Origin of the sequence: Streptomyces sp. NRRL S-378 (assembly GCF_000720645.1) — a bacterium.
Lineage (GTDB): Bacteria > Actinomycetota > Actinomycetes > Streptomycetales > Streptomycetaceae > Streptomyces.
In genome coordinates, this window is the sequence record NZ_JOBX01000027.1 from 49,678 (window position 1) to 65,871 (window position 16,194).

Here is a 16,194-nt window from a genome sequence, read left to right on the forward strand (position 1 = left end):
CGGCCCGTCCGTCACGGTGAGCCGTACTACTTCACGGCCTTGAGGGCGTCGACGACGCCGTAGCCGTAGTAGCCGGTCTGGCCCCACTTGGCCTGGCAGGTGGTGGCGTTGATCAGCGCGCCGGTGGCGTCGTAGATCTGGGCCGGGCACGTGGCCTTGGTGGACTGCGCCTTCAGCATCGCCTGGAGCTGGGAGGGCGAGGCCGAGGGGTGGGCGCTCTTGAGCAGCGCCGCGACGCCCGCGACGTGCGGGGCGGCCATCGAGGTGCCCTGCTTGTAGCCGTAGCCGCCCGGGACGGTCGACAGCACGCGCCCGTTGGCGTCCGGGGTGGCCGGGACCTGCCACTTGTCGCCGCCGGGGGCCGCGACGTCCACGACTCCGAGGCCGTAGCTGGAGTAGTAGGAGCGCAGGCCCTTGTCGCCGGTCGCGGAGACGGTGACCACGCCCGGCAGCTGCGTGGGCAGGTCCAGGCAGACCTTCGGGTCGATGGTGCGGGTGACCGGGGTGGTGTCGTTCGGGCTGGTGGTGTCCTCCAGGGAGGCCGCGGCCAGGTCCTGGTTGGAGTTGCCGGCCGAGGCCACGTGCAGGGTGCCCTTGCGCTCGGCGTACTTGGTGGCCCGGCCGATGGCCTCCACCAGCGCCTTCTGGTCGTCGTCGGTCTTGCAGTTGAAGAGCCACGGGTCGACGTAGTAGCTGTTGTTGGTCACCTCGATCCCCTTCTCGGCGGCGAACATGAAGCCGCAGACGACCGCCTCGGTGTAGAAGAGGCTGGTCCCGGGCTCGCTCACCTTGATCGCGGCGATCTTCACGCCGGGCGCCACACCGCTGATGCCGACGCCGTTGCGCGGGGCGCCGATGGTGCCGGCCACGTGCGTGCCGTGGTCGCTGCCGTCCGGGTACGGCCGCCAGGCGCCCTCGGTGGTGTCGGCGACGCCGCCGACGCAGTTGGCGGACTGGCCCTTGGAGAAGTTCGGGGCGAGATCGGGGTGGGTGTCGTCCACACCCGTGTCGATGATGCCCACGGTGACGTCCTGGCTGCCATCGTTGATCTTGTGAGCCTCGTCGGCCTTGATCGTCCGCAGGTCCCACTGGTTGGGCTCGAGCGGCTCCTGACCCTCCTGGGCCTGCGCCGCCGCCTTGGCGGCGTCGGCCTCGCTCAGCCGCTGGGTCGCCCCCTCGTCGGTGGTCTGCACCGCCTGCATCGGCGCCGTCCGGGTGGCGCCGACCGACACGAACAGCCCACGCTGGGCGCGCAGCTGCTTGGCGAAGTCCGGGTTCTGGGAGTGTGCGACGACGACCCCGATCTGCTCATAGGCCGTCACCACCGTTCCGCCGGCCCGCTCGATGGCCTTCTTGGCCGCCTTCACCGTGGCGTAGGCGTTCAGGTTGGCCACGTAGGACAGCTTGGGGCCGTCGGCCGTGGCCTTCGGAGCCGTCGCCGTACCCGCGGTGCCGTCCAGCGGGGCGGCGGAGGCCGACACCGAGGGCAGCAGGGCGAGCGAGGCGGTGAGCGCCAGGCCGACCGGTACGGCGAGGGCACGCCGGCGGGCGGATCCCAGATGAGCCATGGGTTCTCCAGATCATCTTGAAAAAGCCGTCCGCGCGCGGTCGCGCCGGACGGGTCCATGACAAGTGAACCTAGTGCCGCCGTTCCCCTTTCCGCCATCAGTTCGAGAAATCAGTTCCTGAAAGATCCCTGGGCGTTGAACCGTCGCGACACGCCGGCCGTGCCGTTGACAGAGGGGGCTCAGCGCCATCGATCCCCCCACGGAGGTTGCTTTGTCCGTCGTCCCCACCGCACCTGCGTCACAAGGAGATTCCCCCGTGACCACCGAAGCAGCGCCGCCCCCCGGCAGCGCGGGAACGCCCCTGGCGGGCCCCACGGCCGATGAGTTCGTGAGCGTCCAGCAGAGCCCCGAGTTCGCCGAACTCCGCCGCTCCTACCGCTCCTTCGCCTTTCCGCTCACCGTGGCCTTCATCGCCTGGTACCTGCTCTACGTCCTGCTGTCCAACTACGCGGGCGGCTTCATGGGGACCAAGGTCTTCGGCAACATCAACGTCGCCCTGGTGCTCGGCCTCGCCCAGTTCGCGACGACCTTCCTCATCGCCTGGCTCTACGCCCGCCACGCCGCCGCCAAGCTCGACCCCCGGGCGGCGGCCATCAAGGCGCGGATGGAGGCCTCCGAATGAGCAGAGCGCACCACCTGACGACGGTCGCGGCCGGCGCCTCCGAGCACCGCCCGCTCATCATCACCCTGTTCGGGCTGTTCGTCGTCGCCACCCTGATCATCACGGTCTGGGCCGGCCGCCAGACCAAGGACGCCGCGGACTTCTACGCGGGCGGCCGCCAGTTCACCGGCTTCCAGAACGGCCTCGCCATCTCCGGCGACTACATGTCCGCCGCGTCCTTCCTGGGCATCGCCGGAGCCATCGCCCTCTTCGGCTACGACGGCTTCCTCTACTCCATCGGCTTCCTCGTCGCCTGGCTGGTCGCCCTGCTGCTCGTCGCCGAGCCGCTGCGCAACTCCGGCCGCTACACGATGGGCGACGTCCTCGCGTACCGGATGCGCCAGCGGCCCGTCCGTACCGCCGCCGGCACCTCCACCATCGTGGTCTCGATCTTCTACCTGCTCGCCCAGATGGCCGGAGCCGGCGTCCTCGTCTCGCTGCTCCTCGGCATCACCAGCGACGGCGGCAAGGTGGCGGTCGTCGCGCTCGTCGGCGTCCTGATGATCGTCTACGTGACCATCGGCGGTATGAAGGGCACCACCTGGGTCCAGATGATCAAGGCGGTCCTGCTGATCGCGGGCGCCCTGCTGATCACCCTCCTGGTGCTGGTGAAGTTCAACTTCAACGTCTCCGACCTGCTGGGCAAGGCCGCCGAGAACAGCGGACAGGGCGCCAAGTTCCTCGAACCGGGCCTCAAGTACGGCAAGGACGCCACCTCGAAGCTGGACTTCCTCTCCCTCGGCCTCGCCCTCGTCCTCGGCACCGCCGGCCTCCCGCACATCCTGATCCGCTTCTACACCGTGCCCACCGCCAAGGCCGCCCGTAAGTCCGTGAACTGGGCCATCGGCATCATCGGCGCCTTCTACCTGATGACCATCGCCCTCGGCTTCGGCGCCGCGGCCCTGCTGGAGCGCGCGGACATCCTGGCCTCGAACAAGGCGGGCAACACCGCCGCACCCCTGCTGGCCCAGGCCGTGGGCGGCGGAGCGGACTCCACGGGCGGCGCCGTCCTGCTCGCCGTCATCTCCGCGGTCGCCTTCGCCACCATCCTCGCCGTGGTCGCGGGCCTCACCCTCGCCTCCTCCTCGTCCTTCGCCCACGACCTGTACGTGAACGTGATCCGCAGGGGCAAGGCCACCGAGCAGGAGGAGGTGCGCGCAGCCCGCTGGTCCACGGTCGTCATCGGCGCCGTCGCCATCGGCCTGGGCGCGCTGGCCCGCGACCTGAACGTGGCCGGCCTCGTCGCGCTCGCCTTCGCGGTCGCCGCCTCCGCCAACCTGCCGACGATCCTCTACAGCCTCTTCTGGAAGCGCTTCACCACCCAGGGGGCGCTCTGGTCGATCTACGGCGGACTGGTCTCCGCCGTCGGCCTGGTGCTCTTCTCCCCGGTCGTGTCCGGCAAGCCGACCTCGATGTTCAAGGACGCCGACTTCTTCTGGTTCCCCCTGGAGAACCCGGGCATCATCTCCATCCCCCTCGGCTTCCTCCTCGGATGGCTGGGAACCGTCCTCACCAAGGAGAAGGCGGACCCGCAGAAGTTCGCCGAGCTGGAGGTGCGCTCACTCACCGGAACAGGGGCGCACTGACATCGTCCGAACACCCGGCGTGGCCGTGTCGTAGGTCCCTACGACACGGCCACGTCACGTCTCGTTCATTTGGGCATCACGGAACGACACATGCGTCACGTAGTCTCGAAATAGAACGCGTGCAGTAGCTCCCATGTCGCGCGTATGTCTACTTCCGGACAGGGGAGGGGGCCACAGTGCTTCTCGACACCTATGGCCGCGTGGCCACTGACCTGCGCGTCTCGCTCACCGACCGGTGCAATCTGCGCTGCACGTACTGCATGCCCGAAGAGGGCCTCCAGTGGCTCGGCAAGTCCGACCTGCTCACCGACGACGAGATCGTCCGGCTGATCCGCATCGCCGTCACGCAGCTCGGCATCACCGAGGTCCGCTTCACCGGCGGCGAACCGCTGCTGCGACCCGGCCTGGTCGGGATCGTCGAGCAGTGCGCGGCCCTGGAGCCGCGCCCCAAGATGTCGCTCACCACCAACGGCATCGGTCTGAAGCGCACCGCGCAGGCCCTGAAGGCCGCCGGCCTGGACCGGGTGAACGTCTCCCTGGACACCCTGCGGCCCGAGGTCTTCAAGACCCTCACCCGCCGCGACCGGCACAAGGACGTCATCGAGGGCATGGCCGCGGCCCGCGAGGCCGGCCTGACCCCCGTCAAGGTCAACGCCGTGCTCATGCCGGGGCTCAACGACGACGAGGCCCCCGACCTGCTGGCCTGGGCCGTGGAGAACGAATACGAACTCCGCTTCATCGAGCAGATGCCCCTCGACGCCCAGCACGGCTGGAAGCGCGACGGCATGATCACCGCCGGCGACATCCTGGAATCGCTGCGCACCCGCTTCACGCTCACCGAGGAGGGCGCCGACGAACGCGGCTCCGCCCCGGCCGAGCGCTGGGTCGTCGACGGCGGCCCCGCCACCGTCGGCGTCATCGCCTCGGTCACCCGCCCGTTCTGCGGCGCATGCGACCGTACCCGGCTCACGGCCGACGGCCAGATCCGTACGTGCCTGTTCGCCACCGAGGAGTCGGACCTGCGCTCCGCGCTGCGCTCGGGCGCCCCGGACGAGGAGATCGCCCGGCTGTGGAAGGTGGCGATGTGGGGCAAGAAGGCCGGCTCCGGCCTCGACGACCCGTCGTTCCTCCAGCCCGACCGCCCCATGTCCGCGATCGGCGGCTGACCCCGGCGAAGCGGCGGCGGCCGGTCGGCGGCGGCCACCGCGCGCCGACCGTCACCGCGGGTCAGCGGGGGCGCTCCGAGCCCTCCGGCTGCACCCACTCGTCGAGCTTCACGACGTCCTTGAGGAAGCCGCGGACCCCCAGGAACTGCGAGAGGTGTTCGCGGTGCTCCTCGCAGGCGAGCCACGTCTTGCGCCGCTCCGGCGTGTGCAGCGTCGGGTTGTTCCACGCGAGGACCCAGACGGCGGCGTCACGGCAGCCCTTGGCCGAGCAGGTGGGGATCTCTTCGGGAGCGGGGGAGTCGGAGGAAGTCACGACCTCACCCTAGAGGGTGTATCGAACGGAAAGGCGACGCCGGGCAGCCACGGGGGGAGCTGCCCGGCGTCGGTCCGTCGCTCCGACGGGGGATGCGGAGCGCGTGAGCAGTATGTCACGCAGGACCCGGTGCGGTGCACCGGAACTTCATGATTGATCTGAGCTTTTCTTGAGGTTTCCCGCGTCCAGTGCCGGGCGGACGGGAGACGGGACGAAATGGGAGGGCAGCGACGGCGCGGACTCGCGGCCCGCGTTGGCGATGACCACGGCGACGTAGGGGAGCAGGGCCCCTGCGACGAGCGTCACGACGGCCACCGGCCGCGACACGTTCCACAACAGCACGGTCGCGATGACCGACAGGGTCCTGACGGCCATCGATATCACATAGCGGCGCTGGCGGCCCCGCACGTCCTCGGCGAGCCCCAGCCGGGCGCCGGTGATCCTGAAGACCTCGGCCCCGTTCCGCTTCTGTCGCTTCACCCGTTCCATGTCCTACCACCCGATCGCCGGCCGGGCCTTCCCCGGCCCGGACCCTTCCACGGTACGCCCCCGCCGCCGCGGGCACGGCGGGACCCCCGGGAGCGCCGACCGAAATGCGCGGTACGCCGGACGGGCCGAGACTGGGCGCACGTGCGCACACCGCGCCAGGAGGAGGCTGAACATGAGCTGGTTGTGGGCGATCATCGTCGGTTTCGTGCTGGGGCTGATAGCCAAGGCCATCCTGCCGGGCAAACAGCACCAGCCCCTGTGGCTGACCACGCTGATGGGCATCATCGGCAGCGTCCTCGGCAACGCCGTCGCCGGCTGGATCGGGGTCGCCGAGACCCGCGGCATCGACTGGACCCGCCACCTGCTGCAGCTCGCCGGCGCGGTCCTCTTCGTCTTCCTCGGCGAGATGGCCTACAAGGCGATGCGCGGAAGCAGCCGCCAGATGACCTAGGGGTGCGGGGCACAGGACGGAGGGGCCGGCCGGACCGTGACGTCCGAACCGGCCCCTCCGCCGCGTGCCGTACGGGTCAGGCGCCGGTGACCTCGACCGCCGCCAGGTTCTTCTTGCCCCGGCGCAGCACCAGCCAGCGCCCGTGCAGCAGGTCCTCCTCGGCGGGGACCGCGTCCTCGGCGGTGACCTTCACGTTGTTCACGTAGGCACCGCCCTCCTTCACGGTCCGGCGGCCGGCCGACTTGCTCGCGACCAGACCCGTCTCCGCGAAGAGGTCCACCACCGGGGCAGGCTCCGCCACCTTGGCGTGCGGCAGCTCGGACAGGGCCGCGGCCAGCGTGGCCTCGTCCAGCTCCGCCAGGTCGCCCTGACCGAACAGCGCCCGCGACGCGGCGATCACGGCGGCGCACTGGTCGGCGCCGTGCACCAGCGCGGTCAGCTCCTCGGCCAGCGCCCGCTGGGCGGCGCGCGCCTGCGGCCGCTCCGCGGTCTGCGCCTCCAGCTCCTCCAGCTCCTCACGGGACCTGAAGGAGAGGATCCGCATGTAGGTGGAGATGTCCCGGTCGTCCACGTTCAGCCAGAACTGGTAGAACGCGTACGGGGTGGTCATCTCCGGGTCCAGCCAGACGGCCCCGCCCTCGGTCTTGCCGAACTTCGTGCCGTCCGCCTTGACCATCAGCGGGGTCGCCATCGCGTGGACGTGCGCGTCCGGCTCGACCCGGTGGATCAGGTCGAGGCCGGCCGTCAGGTTGCCCCACTGGTCCGAGCCGCCCTGCTGGAGGGTGCAGCCGTGGCGCCGGTAGAGCTCCAGGAAGTCCATGCCCTGGAGCAGCTGGTAGCTGAACTCCGTGTAGCTGATGCCCTGGTCCGACTCCAGCCGCTTGGCGACCGAGTCCTTCGTCAGCATCTTGTTGACGCGGAAGTGCTTGCCGATGTCCCGCAGGAACTCGATGGCGGACACGCCCGCCGTCCAGTCCAGGTTGTTGACCATGACCGCGGCGTTCTCGCCCTCGAAGGACAGGAACGGCTCGATCTGCGAGCGCAGCCGGTTCACCCACTCCGCGATGACCGCGGGGTCGTTCAGGGTGCGCTCGGCGGTCGGACGGGGGTCACCGATCTGACCGGTGGCCCCGCCGACCAGCGCGAGCGGCCGGTTGCCCGCCAGCTGCAGCCGCCGCATCGTGAGCACCTGCACCAGGTGGCCGACGTGCAGCGAGGCGGCGGTCGGGTCGTAGCCGCAATAGAACGTGACCGGACCGTCCGCGAAGGCCTTGCGCAGCGCTTCTTCGTCGGTGGACTGGGCGAAGAGCCCGCGCCACTTCAGTTCGTCGACGATGTCCGTCACGGTCTCTCGACTCCTTACGTTTTGTGGAAATGCCGTGCTCAGTCTAGGTGGGTCAGACGCCCTTGCTCACCGAACTCATGTTGAAGTCCGGGATGCGGACAGGCGGCATCGCAGCCCGGGTGAACCAGTCGCTCCACTCGCGCGGCAGGGTCTTCTCCGTACGGCCCGCCTCCGAGGCCCGCGACAGCAGGTCCACGGGGGACTCGTTGAAGCGGAAGTTGTTCACCTCACCCACGACCTGCCCGTTCTCCACCAGGTAGACGCCGTCCCGGGTCAGGCCCGTGAGCAGCAGCGTCGCCGGGTCCACCTCGCGGATGTACCACAGGCAGGTCAGCAGCAGGCCCCGCTCGGTGTCCGCGACCATCTCGTCGAGGGACTTCTCGCCGCCGCCGTCCAGGATCAGGTTCCCGAAGCCGGGGGAGACCGGCAGCCCGGTCAGGCCGGCCGTGTGCCGGGTCGTCGACAGCCGGGCCAGCTCGCCGTCGCGGATCCACTCGGTCGCCGGCACCGGCAGACCGTTGTCGAAGGCCGACACGTCGTCGCCGGAGCTGTGCGCGATGACGAACGGCGCGGACTCCAGGCCCGGTGCGTTCGGGTCGCTGCGCAGGGTCAGCGGCAGTTCGGTGAGCCGCTCGCCGAGCCGCGTGCCGCCGCCGGGCTTGGAGAAGACCGTACGGCCCTCCACAGCGTCCCGGGCCGATGCCGACCACATCTGGTAGATCAGCAGGTCCGCCACGGCCGTCGGCGGGAGCAGGGTCTCGTACCGCCCGGCGGGCAGGTCGATCTTCCGCTCCGCCCAGCCCAGGCGTACGGCGAGCTCCGCGTCCAGCACGGTGGGGTCCACGTCCTTGAAGTCCCGCGTGGCGCGGCCGGCCCAGGCCGAACGCTGGCGGTCGGGGGACTTCGCGTTGAGCTCCAGGGTTCCGGTGGGCTGGTCGTGGCGCAGCCGCAGGCCCGTGGAGGTGCCGACGTACGTGGAGACCAGCTCGTGGTGGGCGAAGCCGTACAGCTCCCGCCCGCCCGCCCGGGCCCGGGCGAAGGCCTCGCCGAGGGCCGGGGCGAAGTCCGCGAACACGGCAGATGTGGTCTCGGCGGGGGCATCGGTGAAGTCCGGCGAGACCGGGGTCCCGGTGACCAGCGGCTGGGCGTCCTCGGCCGGACCCGCGCCGCGCGCGGCCGCCTCGGCGGCCCGCACCAGGGGTTCCAGGTCGTCCGCGGTGACGGCGGAGCGCGAGACGACCCCCGAGGCCGTGCCCTCCTTGCCGTCGACCGTGGCGATGACCGTCAGGGTCCGCCCGCGGGTGACGCCGTTGGTCGTCAGGGCGTTGCCGGCCCAGCGCAGGTTGGCGCTCGACTCCTCGTCGGCGATGACGACGCAGCCGTCGGCGGTGGACAGCTCCAGGGCCCGCTCGACGATCTCGTGCGGCTTGGTCGATCGGCTCATCGGCCGGCCTCCTGCGTGGTGTTCAGACTGTGCTGTCCCGGGTGGCGCCCCCCGGACCCCCGGCAGATCTCGTGGCTGACGCGCGTGGTCATCGGCCGGCCTCCTGCGTGGTGTTCAGGATGTTCACGTCGCGGAACAGCGCGGACGGGCAGCCGTGCGAGACGGCCGCGACCTGGCCCGGCTGGGCCTTGCCGCAGTTGAAGGCGCCGCCCAGGACATAGGTCTGCGGGCCGCCGACCTTCTCCATCGAGCCCCAGAAGTCGGTGGTGGTGGCCTGGTAGGCGACGTCCCGCAGCTGCCCGGCCAGCCGGCCGTTCTCGATCCGGAAGAACCGCTGCCCGGTGAACTGGAAGTTGTAGCGCTGCATGTCGATCGACCAGGAGCGGTCGCCGACCACGTAGATCCCGCGCTCCACCCCGCCGATCAGGTCCTCGGTCGACAGCCCGCCGGGATCCGGCTGGAGCGACACGTTCGCCATCCGCTGGACGGGCACGTGCCCGGGGGAGTCGGCGAAGGCGCAGCCGTTGGAGCGGCCCAGCCCGGTGAGCTTCGCGATCCGCCGGTCCAGCTGGTAGCCGACCAGGGTGCCGTCCTTGACCAGGTCCCAGCTCTGCGCCTGGACGCCCTCGTCGTCGAAGCCGACGGTGGCCAGCCCGTGTTCGGCGGTGCGGTCGCCCGTCACGTTCATGATCGGAGAGCCGTACCTGAGCTTGCCCAGCTGGTCGAAGGTGGCGAAGGAGGTCCCCGCGTACGCGGCCTCGTAGCCCAGCGCCCGGTCGAGCTCGGTGGCGTGGCCGATGGACTCGTGGATGGTGAGCCACAGGTTGGAGGGGTCCACCACCAGGTCGTAGCGACCGGCCTGGACGCTCGGCGCCCGCATCTTCTCGGCGAGCAAGCCGGGGATCTCCTCCAGCTCGGCGTCCCAGTCCCAGCCGGTGCCGGTCAGGTACTCCCAGCCGCGGCCGGCGGGCGGGGCGATGGTGCGCATCGAGTCGAACTCGCCAGTGGTGCCGTTGACGGCGACCGCCGTGAGCTGCGGGTGGATACGGACCCGCTGCTGCGTGGTCGTGGTGCCCGCGGTGTCGGCGTAGAACTTGTTCTCGTGCACGGCGAGCAGCGAGGCGTCCACGTGCGCGACGCCGTCGGCCGCCAGCAGCCGGGAGCTCCAGTCGGCGAGCAGCGCCGCCTTCTCCGCGTCCGGCACCTCGAAGGGGTTCACCTCGTAGGCGGAGATCCACGTCTTGTCCGCGTGCACCGGCTCCTCGGCGAGCTCCACCCGCTCGTCGGAACCGGCGGCCTTGATCACCTGAGCGGACAGCTTCGCCATGGCCACGGCCTGCGAGGCCACCCTGGCGGCGGCGTCCATGGTCAGGTCCACGCCGGAGGCGAACCCCCAGCTGCCCCCGTGCACGACCCTGACCGCGTAGCCGAGGTCGGTGGTGTCGGACCCGCCGGAGGGCTTGGCGTCGCGCAGCCGCCACGAGGCGCTGCGGATCCGCTCCAGCCGGAAGTCGGCATGCTCGGCGCCCAGCGCGCGGGCCCGGGCGAGCGCCGCGTCGGCGAGCGCCCGCAAGGGCAGCGCGGTGAATGCCGCGTCGATGGAATGGGGCACGGAAGTCCTCCCGGGGTCGGGGACGGTCGCCCCGATCATGTCGCGATCGGGGCCCTTGTGCCTACATCTTTCTGTAGGGATTCGACAGAGCCCGCTGCGAGGCCCTGTCGGGGGTCGATTCCCCGTACGAGCGATGCGACCTATAGGTTTTCGGTATTCAGACCGCTAGCGAAAGGGTGATCCGTTGAGCCGCTCGGTTCTCGTCACCGGAGGAAACCGGGGCATCGGCCTCGCCATCGCCCGAGCCTTCGCGGAGGCCGGCGACAAGGTCGCGATCACGTACCGGTCGGGTGAGCCGCCGCAGGCCCTCACCGAACTCGGTGTCCTGGCGGTACGGTGCGACATCACCGACTCCGAGCAGGTGGAGCAGGCCTACAAGCAGATCGAGGACGCGCATGGCGCGGTCGAGGTGCTCGTGGCCAACGCCGGCATCACCAAGGACACGCTGCTGATGCGGATGTCCGAGGACGACTTCGCCTCGGTCGTGGACACCAACCTCACCGGCACCTTCCGGGTGGTCAAGCGCGCGAACCGCGGCATGCTCCGCGCGAAGAAGGGCCGCGTCGTCCTGATCTCCTCGGTCGTCGGGCTCCTCGGCTCGGCGGGGCAGGCCAACTACGCCGCCTCCAAGGCCGCACTGGTCGGCTTCGCCCGCTCGCTCGCCCGCGAGCTGGGCTCCCGCAACATCACCTTCAACGTCGTCGCGCCCGGGTTCGTGGACACCGACATGACGAAGGTGCTCACCGACGAGCAGCGCGCGGGCATCGTGGCGCAGGTGCCGCTCGCCCGCTACGCGCAGCCCGAGGAGATCGCGGCAGCCGTCCGCTTCCTGGCGTCCGACGACGCCGCGTACATCACCGGAGCCGTCATTCCCGTTGACGGCGGATTGGGCATGGGTCACTGATCACCATGAGCGGAATTCTCGAGGGCAAGCGCATCCTCATCACGGGTGTGCTGATGGAGTCCTCCATCGCCTTCCACACGGCCAGGCTGGCCCAGGAGCAGGGCGCCGAGGTCATCCTCACCGCGTGGCCGCGTCCGTCGCTGACGGAGCGCATCGCGAAGAAGCTGCCCAAGCCGGTCAAGGTGATCGAGCTCGATGTCAGCAACGACGAGCACCTGGCCCGCCTGGAGGGCCTCGTCCGCGACGAGCTCGGCGGCCTCGACGGCGTCGTGCACTCCATCGGCTTCGCCCCCCAGGACGCCCTCGGCGGCAACTTCCTGAACACGCCGTTCGAGTCGGTCGCCACCGCCATGCACGTCTCGGCGTTCTCGCTGAAGTCGCTGACCATGGCCTGCAAGCCGCTCTTCCCGGCGGAGGGCGCGGCCGTCGTCGGCCTCACCTTCGACGCCCAGTTCGCCTGGCCGCAGTACGACTGGATGGGCCCGGCCAAGGCCGCGCTGGAGGCCACCAGCCGCTACCTCGCCCGCGACCTGGGCAAGGAGAACATCCGCTGCAACCTGGTCTCGGCCGGTCCGATCGGCTCCATGGCCGCGAAGTCCATCCCGGGATTCGGCGAGCTGGCCGAGGTCTGGAACACCCGCTCCATGCTGGAGTGGGACATGAGCGACCCGGAGCCCGCGGGCAAGGGCGTCGTCGCCCTGCTGTCGGACTGGTTCCCGAAGACCACCGGTGAGATCGTCCACGTGGACGGCGGCGTGCACGCGATGGGTGCCTGACCCCCGGTCAGGACCCCGTGTCCGTACGGCGGCGGCTTCGCTCGCATGTTCACCGGCCGACCGGATCTTCCCGAGTCGAAAACCGGGGCAGAAGCCTGCAAACTGGCCACGTCGGGATCTTCCCGGCTCCGGCGGGGAGGAGGCAGGGGTGCGCACCAGGCCGAGCCGAGCGGTATCGATACTGGTCACATCGGTGATCGTGACCGGACTCCTGATCCCGGCCGTTGCCGCGCAGCCCTCCGGAGACGAGGTGGCACCCGGCTCCGGACCCGCCGCACCGGCCGTCGTGGACCTCGCCGACATCCCCGCCGAACCCCCCGTGCAGCCCTCCCCGCCCGCCACCCGTGACCTCTTCGGCGCCGACTGCGCCACCACCGTCGAGGGCTCCCAGGTCACCGCGCACTGCCACAACGCCTACCCGGAGACCGACCTGGTGAGCCTGCACGTCGAGTGCGACCGCTGGTGGGACCTGGACGGCGACGGCGCGGCAGTGGCCGTCGGCCCCGCCGGCCGGGCCGAGCTCACCGGTCGCTGCTGGAAGGAGGTCCGCGCGGCCTGGGTCAGCCACCGACGGGCGTGACCGCACTCCCCGGCGCGTCCTTGCCCAGGCAGACGAAGGGATAGCCCGCCGCCTCCGAGGCCGCCGCGTCCCCGTCCCCGCGCCGGATCGCCTCGATCAGCCGGGCGTGGTCGAGATGGGCGGCGGGGTCCAGCACGGTACCCACGTCGGCCCGCAGCCAGTCGGCCACCAGCTCGCCCAGGTCCGCGTACAGCTCGATCAGCACGTCGTTGTGCGAGGCCGTCACCACCGCCATGTGCAGGCTGACGTCCGCCGCCACGAAGACCTCCGCATCACCGCCCGCCCAGGCCTCCTCGCGACGCGCGAGCAGGGCGTCCAGCTGGACCAGGTCCCGTTCCGTACGCCGCTCCGCCGCCAGCCGGGCCGCCGAGGACTCCAGCGTGGAGCGCAGCTCGGCGATGTGCCGTGGCTCGGCTCCGGCGAAGCGCCGGTGCATGACGCCGGCCAGCTCGCTGGTGGCGATGACGTACGTGCCCGAGCCCTGCCGGATGTCGAGGAGGCCGTTGTGCGCCAGCGCGCGCACGGCCTCGCGCACGGTGTTGCGGGCGACGCCCATCAGCTCCACGAGCTCCGGCTCGGTGGGGATGCGCGAGCCGACCGGCCACTCGCCGGAGGTGATCTGGTTGCGCAACTGGGCGATCACCTGATCGACGAGCGCGGAGCGCCGGGGCGAGGTCAGCGGCATGGGTTCCTCTCACGTGCGGCTGCGGCTGCGGCCGGGATGCTGTGCGCGCCAGTGTGACCGACGACAGGATCGACGGACGACGACTGGACAACCAATCATCCCATGATTCTATGATGGCGGAATGTCCGACGAAGAAACCACGACGCTCGCCCGGCCCGCCGCGGACCGCGCCACGGCCCCCGCCCCGCCCGCGACGGCGCAGCCGGCCTGGCTCGGCCCGGTGCTCATCGTCGGAATCGTGCTGGCCGCCCTCAACCTGCGCCCCGCCATCACCAGCCTCGGCGCCCTCTTCGAGGAGACCCGCACCGGTCTGGGCATGAGCGGCACCGTCGCCGGACTGATCACCTCCGTCCCGGCCCTGTGCTTCGCCGTCTTCGGAGTCACCGCGCCCCGGCTCTCCCGCCGTTTCGGCCCGGTCGCCGTCGTCTGCGCCGGCATGGCCGCCGTCGCCGCCGGACTGCTGATCCGCCCCTTCGCCGACGGCGCCGCAGGCTTCCTCGCCGCCAGCGGCCTGTCCCTGGCCGGCATCGCCCTCACCAACGTCCTGCTCCCGGTGATCGTCAAGCGCTACTTCCCGGACCGGGTCGGCACCATGACCGGCCTCTACTCCATGGCCCTCGCCGCCGGCACCTCGCTCGCCGCCGCCGCGACCGTTCCGCTGACCGACGCCCTCGGCGGCAGCTGGCGCACCGGCCTGCTGATGTGGGCCTCCCTCGCCCTGGTCGCGGTACTGCTGTGGCTGCCCATCGCCCGGGCCGCCCGGCGCGCCGACCGGGCCCGGGCCGCCGCCGGCTCCGGCGCGGGCGCATCCGTACGGACCGACGCCGGCCCGCGGGTCGCCCGCAGCCGTACCGCCTGGGCCCTGGCCTGCTACTTCGGCCTCCAGGCCACCGGCGCGTACATCACCATGGGCTGGCTCCCGCAGATCTTCCGCGACGCCGGTGTCTCCGCCTCCACCGCCGGCGTGCTCCTCGCCGTCACCATGGTCATGGGCGTCCCGCTCGCCTTCGTCATCCCGGGCCTCGCCGGCCGCATGAGGAACCAGGGAGCCATCGCCGTCACCCTCGGCGTCTTCGGCCTCACCGGCTACCTCGGGCTCTACCTCGCCCCCGCCGCCGGAGCCTGGGCCTGGGCTCTCCTGCTCGGCGTCTCCAACTGTGCGTTCCCCCTCGTCATCACCATGATCGGGCTGCGCGCCAAGTCCCCGGCCGGGGTGGTCAAGCTCTCCGCCTTCGCCCAGAGCACCGGCTACCTCATCTCCATCCCCGGCCCGCTCGTCATCGGCACCCTCTACCAGCACAGCGGTGGCTGGGACCTGCCGCTCGCCCTGATGGCGGGCCTGCTCGTGCCGCAGATCGCCCTCGGCGTCCTGGCGGGCCGGGACCGCACGATCGAGGACGAATGCGGCATGCGAGACTGACCCGCATGTCTCCCGTACTCGAACCGAACCCCGAGGGCGGCCGCAGGAAGCTCGGCCTCGTCCTCGGTGCCATGCTCGTCGTCTCCGTGATCATCTCCGTCATCGCGACGATCGCCTCCCCGTGACACCGGCCGCCGCCGCCCGGGACGGTGGGGATATCCCCACCAACCCCTAGGGGGACAGGCTCAGGGTGAAGTGGGGTGTGCCCCGGATGGGAACCGCCGTCCCGGATCAATAGATTCTGAAGGGCAGCGAGCCAGTCCGGTCCACACACCCACGGAGGCGGCCATGTCGGCCCCCACACACCCACGGTCCCTCCCGCCCACCCGCCGTGCGCGCACCGCGACCACCGCGAGCACCCGGCTGCACTGGTGGGCCCTGGCCCTGCCCGCGCTCGCCTTCGGCTTCCTCCTGCTGCTCCTCGCCGGGTCCGGCGAGGCCCACGCGGCCACCGGCGAGGTCTCCGGCCTCGTCCAGGTCGCGGAACAGCTCCTGCGCGCCGTCGGCTGACCTCCCGAGCGCCCCTCACCAGCCGGGATGAGCTCCCTCAACCCCCTGCGCCCCACGGCCCGTTTCGTGCGAAGCTGGGAGCCATGAGCGCAGACACACCCCGCAGGATCGCCCTCCTCCGGCATGCCAAGGCCGACTGGCCCGATGTGTCCGACCACGACCGTCCGCTGGCGGAACGGGGCCGCAAGGACGCACCCGCCGTCGGTCTGAAGCTCGCCGAGACCGGCATCGTCTTCGACCTGGCCCTCTGCTCCACCGCTGCTCGCACCCGCGAGACGTGGAAGCTCGCCGTCCAGGAGATGCCGCACCGGCCGAAGACCCACTACGAGGAGCGGATCTACGACGCCTCGCCGGGTGAGCTCATCGCCCTGCTGAACGAGACCTCCGACGAGGTCTCCGACCTCCTCGTCATCGGCCACAACCCCGGCATGCACGCCCTCGCCGACGCCCTCGCCGGGCGCGCGGAGGGCGACACCCTGGCGCGGATGACCCGTACGGGATTCCCGACCGCGGCGCTCGCCGTCCTCTCCTTCACCGGCTCGTGGAAGTCCCTGGAGCACGGGGTGGGCACGCTGCTGGACTACTGGACCCCCAAGGGGCACTGACCGGCGCCGCACGCGCAGGGGCCCCGGCAGCCGCACCGGCCGCCGGGGCCCCCTCGTGTCCGGGATCGGGGTGCCTCGC

18 protein-coding genes are annotated in these 16,194 nt (G+C 71.1%); 11 read left to right on the plus strand and 7 right to left on the minus strand.

Annotated features, from left to right (window positions below; genetic code table 11):
• Positions 1-26 precede the first annotated feature (26 nt).
• Positions 27-1,568, minus strand: coding sequence for a S8 family serine peptidase (locus IH80_RS0120060; protein ID WP_030962184.1), 1,542 nt, complete (start codon positions 1,566-1,568; stop codon positions 27-29).
• Between the two features lie 256 nt (positions 1,569-1,824).
• On the opposite strand from IH80_RS0120060, the gene IH80_RS0120065 reads away from it, so the two are divergent.
• The 3 genes from IH80_RS0120065 (at position 1,825) to moaA (ending at position 4,981) form a co-directional block, all read left to right on the plus strand.
• On the plus strand, positions 1,825-2,190 hold the full coding sequence (locus IH80_RS0120065) for a DUF485 domain-containing protein (protein WP_030962185.1): 366 nt from the start codon (positions 1,825-1,827) through the stop codon (positions 2,188-2,190).
• Positions 2,187-3,815 carry a cation acetate symporter gene (locus IH80_RS0120070; protein WP_030962186.1) on the plus strand — a complete coding sequence of 543 codons (1,629 nt, stop codon included), beginning with the start codon at positions 2,187-2,189 and terminating at the stop codon, positions 3,813-3,815. The genes IH80_RS0120065 and IH80_RS0120070 overlap by 4 nt, the downstream gene beginning before the upstream one ends.
• A 176-nt stretch (positions 3,816-3,991) precedes the next feature.
• The gene (gene moaA, locus IH80_RS0120075; protein WP_030962188.1) at positions 3,992-4,981 is read left to right on the plus strand and encodes a GTP 3',8-cyclase MoaA; all 990 of its coding nucleotides are present in this window, start codon (positions 3,992-3,994) and stop codon (positions 4,979-4,981) included.
• Between the two features lie 61 nt (positions 4,982-5,042).
• Here the strand turns inward: moaA and IH80_RS0120080 are convergent, their stop codons facing one another.
• Together IH80_RS0120080 and IH80_RS0120085 are read right to left on the minus strand one after the other, a co-directional pair.
• Positions 5,043-5,294 (minus strand): hypothetical protein, encoded by a 252-nt coding sequence (locus IH80_RS0120080; protein WP_030962190.1) that lies wholly within the window; start codon positions 5,292-5,294, stop codon positions 5,043-5,045.
• Positions 5,295-5,441: 147 nt separating this feature from the next.
• Positions 5,442-5,783 carry a DUF3099 domain-containing protein gene (locus tag IH80_RS0120085; RefSeq protein WP_030962191.1) on the minus strand — a complete coding sequence of 114 codons (342 nt, stop codon included), beginning with the start codon at positions 5,781-5,783 and terminating at the stop codon, positions 5,442-5,444.
• Between the two features lie 172 nt (positions 5,784-5,955).
• Between IH80_RS0120085 and IH80_RS0120090 the strand changes: the two genes are divergently transcribed.
• Positions 5,956-6,234: a GlsB/YeaQ/YmgE family stress response membrane protein gene (locus IH80_RS0120090; protein WP_030962192.1), complete on the plus strand. Its 279-nt coding sequence runs from the start codon at positions 5,956-5,958 to the stop codon at positions 6,232-6,234.
• Positions 6,235-6,310: 76 nt separating this feature from the next.
• Here IH80_RS0120090 and tyrS read toward each other — a convergent pair whose 3' ends face one another.
• From tyrS to IH80_RS0120105, 3 genes are all read right to left on the minus strand, one after another.
• Positions 6,311-7,579 carry a tyrosine--tRNA ligase gene (gene tyrS / locus IH80_RS0120095; protein ID WP_030962193.1) on the minus strand — a complete coding sequence of 423 codons (1,269 nt, stop codon included), beginning with the start codon at positions 7,577-7,579 and terminating at the stop codon, positions 6,311-6,313.
• Between the two features lie 52 nt (positions 7,580-7,631).
• Positions 7,632-9,023, minus strand: a complete 1,392-nt coding sequence (locus IH80_RS0120100; RefSeq protein ID WP_030962195.1) for a metallopeptidase TldD-related protein — start codon at positions 9,021-9,023, stop codon at positions 7,632-7,634.
• Positions 9,024-9,111: 88 nt separating this feature from the next.
• Positions 9,112-10,635 (minus strand): TldD/PmbA family protein, encoded by a 1,524-nt coding sequence (locus tag IH80_RS0120105; protein ID WP_030962196.1) that lies wholly within the window; start codon positions 10,633-10,635, stop codon positions 9,112-9,114.
• A gap of 184 nt (positions 10,636-10,819) precedes the next feature.
• Between IH80_RS0120105 and fabG the strand changes: the two genes are divergently transcribed.
• The 3 genes from fabG (at position 10,820) to IH80_RS0120120 (ending at position 12,895) form a co-directional block, all read left to right on the plus strand.
• Positions 10,820-11,539 (plus strand): 3-oxoacyl-[acyl-carrier-protein] reductase, encoded by a 720-nt coding sequence (fabG, locus tag IH80_RS0120110; RefSeq protein ID WP_030962198.1) that lies wholly within the window; start codon positions 10,820-10,822, stop codon positions 11,537-11,539.
• A gap of 5 nt (positions 11,540-11,544) precedes the next feature.
• Positions 11,545-12,315, plus strand: coding sequence for an enoyl-ACP reductase FabI (fabI, locus tag IH80_RS0120115; RefSeq protein ID WP_030962200.1), 771 nt, complete (start codon positions 11,545-11,547; stop codon positions 12,313-12,315).
• Between the two features lie 199 nt (positions 12,316-12,514).
• Positions 12,515-12,895: a hypothetical protein gene (locus tag IH80_RS0120120; protein WP_234432299.1), complete on the plus strand. Its 381-nt coding sequence runs from the start codon at positions 12,515-12,517 to the stop codon at positions 12,893-12,895.
• Here the strand turns inward: IH80_RS0120120 and IH80_RS0120125 are convergent.
• Positions 12,876-13,580 (minus strand): FadR/GntR family transcriptional regulator, encoded by a 705-nt coding sequence (locus IH80_RS0120125; RefSeq protein WP_030962202.1) that lies wholly within the window; start codon positions 13,578-13,580, stop codon positions 12,876-12,878. The two genes, IH80_RS0120120 and IH80_RS0120125, sit on opposite strands and share 20 nt — an antisense overlap.
• 121 nt (positions 13,581-13,701) lie before the next feature.
• Between IH80_RS0120125 and IH80_RS0120130 the strand changes: the two genes are divergently transcribed.
• From IH80_RS0120130 to IH80_RS0120145, 4 genes are all read left to right on the plus strand, one after another.
• Positions 13,702-15,000: a CynX/NimT family MFS transporter gene (locus IH80_RS0120130; RefSeq protein ID WP_030962203.1), complete on the plus strand. Its 1,299-nt coding sequence runs from the start codon at positions 13,702-13,704 to the stop codon at positions 14,998-15,000.
• A gap of 5 nt (positions 15,001-15,005) precedes the next feature.
• Positions 15,006-15,125, plus strand: coding sequence for an SGM_5486 family transporter-associated protein (locus tag IH80_RS46890; protein ID WP_257855467.1), 120 nt, complete (start codon positions 15,006-15,008; stop codon positions 15,123-15,125).
• Between the two features lie 163 nt (positions 15,126-15,288).
• Complete coding sequence (locus tag IH80_RS0120140; RefSeq protein ID WP_030962205.1) at positions 15,289-15,510, plus strand: hypothetical protein; 222 nt, start codon at positions 15,289-15,291, stop codon at positions 15,508-15,510.
• Positions 15,511-15,593: 83 nt separating this feature from the next.
• Entirely contained in the window at positions 15,594-16,115 is a 522-nt protein-coding gene (locus IH80_RS0120145; protein WP_030962206.1) for a SixA phosphatase family protein, read from the plus strand.
• Positions 16,116-16,194 lie beyond the last annotated feature (79 nt).